Source organism: Pseudomonas alkylphenolica (genome assembly GCF_004025535.1).
Lineage (GTDB): Bacteria > Pseudomonadota > Gammaproteobacteria > Pseudomonadales > Pseudomonadaceae > Aquipseudomonas > Aquipseudomonas alkylphenolica_A.
Window position 1 is genome coordinate 706,515 of sequence record NZ_QJRG01000049.1, and the last position, 8,862, is coordinate 715,376.

The window sequence follows — 8,862 nt, forward strand, 5'->3', positions numbered from 1 at the left end:
GGTGCTGTACCCGCTGTCAGGCGGTGCACCGGTCGTGCACCGCCGCACCTGAAACGGTAAGGCGATCAGCAGCGCGGTGTTTGCCACCTGACCCCGCTGTTCATCGTTTGAGTCTGTCCGGCACAAAGCTGTGCATTTTCTAGATATCTGAATTAGAGGCCGCTACGTAGCTGCTGCCGGGTGCAGTCCATACACTCGATTCGCAGCAGCCGGACAGTACGGCTGTCATGACAACAACAAAAAGAGGCAATGCCCATGAGTCGCAAAACCAACGAGGTGCGCAGTCGCGTGCTTGGGGCGATGCTCAGTGCCATCTCCTTGTGTGCCAATGCGTCGCTCGCCAGCGCCGAGGTCGGCGAGCCTGCCCAGCGCAATGCATTGATGACCAACCAGGCAGGCCAGGCAGTTCTGCTCGGCGCTGCCGTTACCGCCAGCAAGCGGCTGGTGGTCGTCGGCGAGCGTGTCATGGTGTTGCTCTCCGACGATGGCGGTGCCCATTGGCGCCAGGGCATCGTTCCGGTCAGCGTGACCCTCACTGCCGTGCGCTTTTCCGGTGAGCTGGGAGTGGCGGTCGGTCATGGCGGGGTGGTGTTGACCAGCAGTGACGGTGGCGAACACTGGGTGTTGCGCCTGGACGGGCGCCGTGCTGCGCAATTGGCACTGCAGGCGGCGAAGGCGGGCGATAACACCGTGTTGGCCGAGAGTGCGCAGCAACTGGTGGACGAGGGGCCAGACAAGCCGTTTCTGGATGTGGCGATCAACCAGGAAGGGCGTCTGCTGGTAGTCGGCGCCTACGGGATGATCTTCGCCTCACCTGACCTGGGGCAAAACTGGAGCTCCTGGATGGGGCGCCTGGATAATCCCGACGGTCTTCACCTGTATGCCATTCGCCAACGCGGCAACGACCTGCTGGTAGCCGGTGAGCGCGGCCTGGTGCTGCGTTCCGTTGACAGCGGTGCGACTTTCGCGCGCCTGGAGACGCCTTACAAAGGCAGTTTGTTCACCGCTGAACTGCCGGGTGATCACGACATCGTCGTTGCCGGTCTCAAGGGCAGCCTGCTGCGCAGCCAGGATGGCGGCGCGAGCTGGCAGCGCCTTACGGCCAGCGATGCGTCTTCCTTTACCGGCTCTACCCTTGATGCCGATGGCGGTCTTTACCTCGTGACGCAGGCCGGGCATGTGCTGGGCCTGCAGCACGACAGCCTGGTGCAGTTGAGCCAGCAGGCGCTGCCTTCGCTCAATGGCATCGTGCCGGTCAGTGGCGCAAGCGTCGCACTGCTCAGTAGCCGCGGGGTGACCACGCTGCGTCTCGACGGGCAGGCGGAGAACCTGAAATGAACCTGAACATCTCGCTGCCAGGACGTGCCCCGATGGCTGATTTTGACCCGCGCTCAGGCTCTCTGGTCGAACGTGCAATTTTCAACAACCGCTTGATCGTCGTCCTGTTGTGCCTGCTGTTGACGGTGTTTTTCGCCAACCAGCTGCGTCACCTCGAACTGTCGGCCAGTTTCGAGAAAATGATTCCGCAAGGGCACCCTTACATCCAGAATTTCACTGCCCACCAGAAAGACCTCGTGGGTTTGGGCAACGCGGTACGCATCGCCCTGGGCAATCCCAACGGCACGATTTATGACGCGCAGTACATGGAGGCCTTGCGCGAGTTGAACGACGAGCTGTTCCTCATGCCCGGCGTCAACCGCCTGCAGATGAAGTCGCTGTGGACGCCGTCAACCCGCTGGGCGGGTGTCACCGAAGACGGCCTGGAAGGTGGTCCGGTGATTCCCGACGGTTACGACGGCTCGCCCGCAAGCCTGCAGCAACTGAGTGCCAACCTCGCACGTTCCGGTGAAATCGGCCGGTTGGTGGCCACCGACGGCCGCTCCACGGCGATCTTCCTGCCGTTGCTGGCCAATGATGCACAAGGGCAGCCACTGGACTACGCAGCGCTGTCCGCCACACTCGACCAGTTGCGCCACAAGTACGAAGCACGCGGCTACTCCCTGCACGTCACCGGCTTCGCCAAGCTGGTAGGCGACCTGATCGAGGGGGTGCGCAGCGTGCTGGTGTTCTTCCTGATCACCCTGGCCCTGAGCAGCGCCGTGCTCTATTGGTTCACCCGCTGCTGGCGCTCCACCGCTGCGGTGGTGGTGGCGTCGCTGATCGCGGTGGTCTGGCAGCTCGGCGTGCTACCGACCCTGGGGTTTGCCCTCGACCCTTATTCGATCCTGGTGCCGTTTCTGGTGTTCGCCATCGGCATGAGCCATGGTTCGCAGAAAATGAACGGCATCCTTCAGGATGTCGGTCGTGGCGTCAGCAAGCTCACGGCCGCGCGCCTGACCTTTCGCCGGCTGTTCGGCGCCGGCCTGGCAGCATTGGTGATCGATGCGGTGGGCTTCGGCGTGCTGCTGGTGATCGACATCGAGGTCATTCGCGAGCTGGCCCTGGCGGCATCGATTGGCGTCGGCATCCTGATTTTCACCAACCTGATCCTGCTGCCGGTGATGCTCAGTTACGTCGGGGTTTCGCCCCGTGCCGCACAGCGCAGCCTGCGTGCCGAACACGCCGAGCAACAGGGCGTAGCCAGGCACCTGCTGTGGCGCTTGCTCGACCGCTTTACCCAGCGGCGCTGGGCCATCGGCGCCATAGCCGTGAGCCTGCTGCTGGCCCTGGGGGGCTGGGGGGTTGCCCGGCATCTGCAGATTGGCGACCTCGATCCCGGCGCGCCGGAGTTGCGCCAGGACAGCCGCTACAACCGTGACATGGCATTCATGAACGGCAACTACGGGGCCTCCAGCGATGTCCTGGCGATCATGGTCAAGACCCCGGCGGGGTTGTGCTCGGCGTTGCCGATCCTCAACAAGGTCGACGCACTGGAGTGGCAGCTGCGCCAGCTGCAAGGGGTGGAAAGCACCGACACCCTGGCCTTGCTGAGCCGGCGCATGAGTGCTGCGCTGAACGAGGGCAACCCGAAGTGGTACGACTTCGTGCCCAACCAGGACATGCTCAATACCATTACCGCCAGTGCCCCGCGGGGGCTCTACGACGACAGCTGCTCGCTGCTGACCCTGTACGTGTACCTGACCGATCACAAGGCAGCGACCTTGTCGCGGGTGGTCAGCCACGTCGAGCAGTTTGCTGCGGCGAACAACACCGACGAGGTGCAGTTCCTGCTGGCAGCGGGCACCGCGGGCATCGAAGCGGCCACCAACATGGTCGTCGCCGACGCCTGGCGGCAGATGAATCTGCTGGTGTACGCATTGGTCGCGCTGTTGGCACTGATCACCTTTCGTTCCTGGCGCGCAGTCATTGTCGCGGTGTTGCCGCTGATGCTGACCTCGCTGCTCGCCGAGGCCTTGATGGTCGCCCTGGGCATGGGCGTGAAAGTCGCCACGCTGCCAGTCATCGCCCTGGGCGTCGGCATCGGCGTCGACTATGCGCTGTACATCCTGTCGATCATGTTGGTGCAACTCAAGGCCGGCCAGCCGCTGTCGATGGCTTACTACCGCTCGTTGATCTTTACCGGCAAGGTGGTGATGCTCACCGGCATCACTCTGGCCATCGGCGTTGCCACCTGGCTGGCAAGCCCTATCAAGTTTCAGGCCGACATGGGCGCGCTGCTCGCGTTCATGTTCCTGTGGAACATGCTCGGCGCGCTGGTGCTGGTACCTGCGCTGTCGGTCTTTCTGTTGAAACCCAGGCAAGCCCCGGTCACCGGGCGGCAACCTGTGGCAGGCAACATGGATCTGCCGGTACTGGAGCAGACCAGTCCCTAGCCGGACGGATCAAGCGCTCAAGACAAACAAGAACAAGCAGTGAGGAGAGCAACCCCCATGATCAATTATGATCTTATCTATCCGGGCAACCCGGACCAGTACCTGGACGACCTGTGCGAGCGCGTCTCGCAGGGCATGGACGAAGGTTTGCTGCCGGTCGAGGTGTTCCGCGACGACGCGGTGTTCCGTGCAGAGATGGAAAGGATCTTCACCCGTAACTGGATCTTTGTCGCGCACACCTCGGAGATTCCCGAGAAGGGCGATTATGTGTTGCGCCGCATCGGTATCGACAAGGTCATCGTCACCCGTGACGACGATGACCAGATCAACGTGCTGCTCAACCACTGCCGGCACCGCGGCTCCGAGCTGTGCCACCAGGACAAGGGCAATACCCGTCATTTCAAATGCCCGTACCACGGCTGGGTCTATCGCAACAACGGCGACTGGGCCGGTGCGCCGCACCTCAAGGACGCCTATGGCGGCCCGCTGGACAAAAAAGAGTGGTCGCTGTTGCGGGCGGCCAAGGTCGAGGCGATTCATGGCTTCGTCTTCGCCTCGCTGAGCGAAGACGTACCGCCGTTGCGCGAGTACCTGGGAGGCGCCGCGTGGATGTTCGATGCGCTGTTCGGCCTGCACCCCGATGGCATGAAAGTGCTCAAGGAGCCGGAGCGCTTCGTGGTCAAGGCCGACTGGAAGAGCGGGGCGGAGAACTTCAGTGGCGATGCCTACCACGTCAGTACTGCGCACCTGTCGGCATCGTTGTCGGAGTTCATCCCTGGCGTCAATCAGGTCAGCAGCCTGGCCAGCGGTTATGACTTCGGCAACGGCAACAGCTTTATCGGCCACGCCTTGCCGGAGCTGATCGCACCGATGTTCGACCTCTGGGGCTACCCGCCGGAGTACCGCGATCAGTTCGATCTGAGCCAGCTCGACGAAGTGCAACTGGAGATGCTCAAGAAAGTGCCGCCTACCATCGGCACGGTCTTCCCCAACTTCAGTTTTTTGCGCTTTCCGCAGCCCGACGTACCGGGCGCCATGCCGATTCCGTTCACCAGCATTCGCATGTGGCAGCCGGTGGCGCCAGGGGTGATGGAACTGTGGAACTACGAGCTGGAATACGCCTTCCTGCCCGAGTCGTTCCACGACAAAGCCTACATGGCGGGCCAGTTCGGCTTTGGCTCCGGCGGCATCTTCGAGCAGGACGATACCGCGGTGTGGGAAGGCATCGCTAAAGTCGCGGCCAGCCCCTGGGCGCTGTCCAAGGGCATGCGTTTGCACTATCAGCAGAAGCGCGGCGGCCCCGACCCGGACTGGAAAGGGCCGGGCGAATTCCACCCCTCGATCTATGGCGAGTACAGCCAGGAGCGCTTCTGGCGCCGCTGGGTAAAGGAAATGACCGAAGGCAAGCGTGCCAGCAAACACGCCGAGCCGTGCGACGATCAAGGAGGGTGCCAGTGATGAAGAAGATCCACGAATTGCACGAGCACGCTGCCGACTTTCTTGCCCGTGAAGCGCTGATGCTCGATGAGCGCCGCTTCCGCGACTGGTTCGCCCTGCTCGATGACGAGATCGACTACGACGTACCGATCCGTATTGCCATGCGCAACTATGCCGAGGAGTTCCCGCCCGGCGCGTTTCGCATCAAGGACTGCAAGGCGCACATCCAGACCCGAATCGCACGCCTGGAAAGCGACCACGCCTGGGCCGAAGTCCCGCCGTCACGCACCTTGCGCGTGGTGGGCAGCGTGATGGTGGATGCCACCGAGCGGGCGGACGTGATCGAGGTTGTCAGCGCCATGATCCTCTATCGCCAGCGCGGTCACGATGATCCGGGCGATGTCATCCCGGTGCGCCGCCACGACCTGCTGCGTGTCAGCGAAGACGGCTTCAGGTTGCTCAAGCGCAAGGCCTTGATCACCCATGCCGTGCTGCAAACGCCCAACCTCGGCGTATTTCTGTAACAACAAGAACAAGAGAGCCGTGCTATGGCGAGCGAAAAAGTAGAAGTGATCCTCGATGCCCTGAAGTGCCAGGGCTATGGCCTGTGCCTGGGGGCGGACGATGTCTTCGAGCTGGATTCGGTGGCGAACATTGCCCACCTCAAACAGCGTTTCGTGGACATTTCGCGCAAAGGTGAATTCGAACAACTGGTACGTGACTGCCCGGCCGCAGCCATCAGCCTTCGTGTGATTCAAGAGTGAGCAGGGGAGCCAGACATGAGTGAGATTGCCAAGAACCTGATCGGTCGCAAATTCGACCAGATCTGCTTTGTCGTTCCGGACCTCGAGGCCGCCATGGCCATGTGGAGCAAGACCAACGGCGTTGAAGTGTGGAACCTTGCCCTGGACCTCGCCAAGGAGCAGACCCAGAAGGAATACCGTGGCCAGCCCGGTGATTTCCAGTTCAGCTGCGCTTACGGCTTTGCCGGCGACACCCTGATCGAGCTGGCCCGTCACGACGGCGGCAACAGCCTGTACAAAGACTGGATCGACAGCCGTGGCTACGGCCCGCATCACATCGGCTTTCGTCAGAGCAGCGCCGAGGAGTATGCCCAGGCCGAACGTCATTACCAGGAGCAAGGCCTGGAGAAAGCCATGGCCGGCTTCTTCGAAGGCCCGTTCGGCAATTGCCGCTGGAGCTACTGGGACACGCGCGAGCAGATCGGTTTCTACACCGAGCTGTACTACGTCGACGGCGAGCTGAACGAGCGCATGGCGGCGTTGCGCCGTGGTGAAAACGTCAGCATCACCTCCTGACCTGATCTGGCCGGGGTGCGCGATGCCGCCACCCCATCACGCGCGCCGCGCGAACAACGGAGTAACGATTCATGAATATTATCGGTCCAGATGCAGTGGTCTTCGGTGTCGACGATATCGACGTCGCCGCCAGGTACATGACGGATTTTGGCTTGAAGCCTGCCGGGCAGGTGCGCGACGGCTTGTTGTTCGAAACGCTCGACGGCACCGGTGTGATCATCTGCCAGGCCAATGACCCAGCTTCGCCGGCGCCGCTGAGCCCGACCAACAAGGCCCGCAAAATCATCTACGGTGTTGCCGACCAGCAAAGCCTCGACGAGATCGCCGCCGAGCTGGGCAAGGACCGAGAGGTCAGACGCCTGGCCGACGGTGCCATCGAGGCGCTTGATGACCTGGATATTCCGTTGGTGTTCCAGCTGACCCGTCGCCGCGAACTGAGCCTGCCTGCGGAGAAGATCAATGCCCCCGGGGCACCGTTGCAGCGGCCGGTCAACTGCGTTGGCGTCGATGATCAGGACGCACTGCCGCAAGTGCGTAGCCTGGGCCATTTTGCCCTGTTCGTACCCGATGTGGCCAAGGCCGAGGCGTTCTACGTGCAGCGCCTGCAGTTTCGCGTCAACGACCGACTGGGGGGCGGGCCGTTCATGCGCTCCAAGGGTACTCAGGAGCATCACACCATGTTCCTGATCCAGACCCCGCCGCAACTCAAGGGCATCGAGCACATGGCCTTCCACCTGGGCGGGCCCAGCGAGGTGATGCAGGCGGGCAACCGCTTCCGTGACTTGGGCCATACGAGTTTCTGGGGGCCGGGTCGGCACAACTTCGGGTCGAACTGGTTCTGGTATTTCGACGGGCCGTTGGGGTGTCGCTTCGAGTATGACGCCGACATGGACAAACACGATGATGACTGGGTACCGCGCGAGGTGCCGCTGCATGCTGACAATGCGCAGGCCTATCTGATGGAGATGCTCGAGGAGAACTGGGCGCCGTTTGATGGGCCGCGCAAGCCGGTGGTCAGTTCGGCAGGGTAGGGGTTGACCTTGTAAGTTTCAGGTCGGGCGCTTGTCCATTCCATGTGGCGAGGCTGCCAGCCCCTTCCGTCCTTACGGCGGAAGGGGTGTCACACCGGCACGCAGTTCCGGATTTGAGCAGATGAACCAGGCCCTGCAGTGTACCTGCTACACCTCATCATCTCTCTTCGCAAACAGGTTGCTCCCTGGCGCAATGCAGGCTTAGCGACATTTCCCACAAGGCTTTAGGAAGGCCTTACGACCACTTAGAAGCTGTTCCCCGCTAGTGTTTCGGCTCTGCACTGTTAGCCCTGTAAGCCACAGCGTCTGTCCCTTCAGGCGAGACAAGGACTTCGCATGCCTAGCCAATCCGATCTGCACTTCACCTTCCAGCCCCTGGTCGGCAACGCCTCCTTCGAGGTGGTGTCGTTCACCCTCACCGAGGCCGTCAGCCAGCCGTTCGCCCTGACCCTGGAACTGGTCAGCTACGAAAGCGATATCGACTTCGACCAACTGCTCGACCGGCCGGTGCTGTTCACCATCTGGCGCGGCGAGCGGCCGCTGCGTTACGTTCACGGCCTGGTCAGCAGCTTCTGCCAGGGTGATACCAGATCCAAGCCCAAGCGCACGCATTACAAGGCCCTGGTCGAGCCACAACTGGCCCGCGCCAGCCTGCGTTCGAACTGGCGCATCTTCCAGCAGAAAACCGTCCCGCAAATTCTCGAGCTGATGCTCAAGCGCCAGGGCATCACCCACTTTGAGCTGGGCAGCGCTTTCGACCATCAGGTCCGCGAATTCTGCGTGCAGGCCGGCGAGACCGACCTCGATTTCTTCGCCCGCCTCGCCGCGGAAGAAGGCTTCGTCTACCGCTTCGAACACAGTGAGAAACAGCACAAGCTGCTCATCACCGACCGGTTGCGGTCATTGGGCCGGCTCAGGCGTGGCGGCATCAAGGATGAGCAGGAAGACAGCCAGGAAGCATTTCCCGACACCGTGCTGTACCACGCCAGCGGCGGCGGCGATCAAGCCGAACCGTGCCTGCGCCGCTTCAGCTACCGCGAACAGGTGCGCTCAACGCGCCAGGTGCAGCGCGACTACACCTTCACTCACCCGGCCTATCGCCTGGAGCAGGTCGGCCTGCCCGATCACATACAGCACCTGGCCAATGACTACGAACGTTTCGACTACCCCGGCCGTTACAAACGCGAAGCCGTCGCCAAACCCCTCATCCATACGCGCGCGATGGGCCTGCGCCACGATGCACGCCTTGCCGAAGTCGAAGGCGACGACGTACGCCTGCAGCCCGGCCTGAGCTTCAGCCTC

At 62.3% G+C, this 8,862-nt stretch carries 8 protein-coding genes; all 8 read left to right on the forward strand.

Annotated elements, in window-relative coordinates; genetic code table 11:
• The first annotated feature begins 255 nt into the window (after nucleotides 1-255).
• Entirely contained in the window at nucleotides 256-1,338 is a 1,083-nt protein-coding gene (locus DM813_RS26875; RefSeq protein WP_128326415.1) for a sialidase family protein, read from the forward strand.
• Nucleotides 1,335-3,773 carry an efflux RND transporter permease subunit gene (locus DM813_RS26880; RefSeq protein WP_128326416.1) on the forward strand — a complete coding sequence of 813 codons (2,439 nt, stop codon included), beginning with the start codon at nucleotides 1,335-1,337 and terminating at the stop codon, nucleotides 3,771-3,773. The genes DM813_RS26875 and DM813_RS26880 overlap by 4 nt, the downstream gene beginning before the upstream one ends.
• A gap of 57 nt (nucleotides 3,774-3,830) precedes the next feature.
• A complete protein-coding gene (locus DM813_RS26885) occupies nucleotides 3,831-5,231 on the forward strand; it encodes an aromatic ring-hydroxylating oxygenase subunit alpha (RefSeq protein ID WP_128326417.1) in 1,401 nt (466 codons plus the stop codon).
• Complete coding sequence (locus DM813_RS26890) at nucleotides 5,231-5,734, forward strand: aromatic-ring-hydroxylating dioxygenase subunit beta (RefSeq protein WP_128326418.1); 504 nt, start codon at nucleotides 5,231-5,233, stop codon at nucleotides 5,732-5,734. The genes DM813_RS26885 and DM813_RS26890 overlap by 1 nt, the downstream gene beginning before the upstream one ends.
• A 24-nt stretch (nucleotides 5,735-5,758) precedes the next feature.
• Nucleotides 5,759-5,974: a ferredoxin gene (locus DM813_RS26895; protein ID WP_128326419.1), complete on the forward strand. Its 216-nt coding sequence runs from the start codon at nucleotides 5,759-5,761 to the stop codon at nucleotides 5,972-5,974.
• 15 nt (nucleotides 5,975-5,989) lie between these two features.
• Nucleotides 5,990-6,529 carry a VOC family protein gene (locus DM813_RS26900; RefSeq protein WP_128326420.1) on the forward strand — a complete coding sequence of 180 codons (540 nt, stop codon included), beginning with the start codon at nucleotides 5,990-5,992 and terminating at the stop codon, nucleotides 6,527-6,529.
• Between the two features lie 71 nt (nucleotides 6,530-6,600).
• Nucleotides 6,601-7,560, forward strand: coding sequence for a VOC family protein (locus tag DM813_RS26905; RefSeq protein ID WP_128326421.1), 960 nt, complete (start codon nucleotides 6,601-6,603; stop codon nucleotides 7,558-7,560).
• A gap of 336 nt (nucleotides 7,561-7,896) precedes the next feature.
• The coding region (locus DM813_RS26910; protein ID WP_128326422.1) for a type VI secretion system Vgr family protein at nucleotides 7,897-8,862 on the forward strand (966 nt) is incomplete at its 3' end.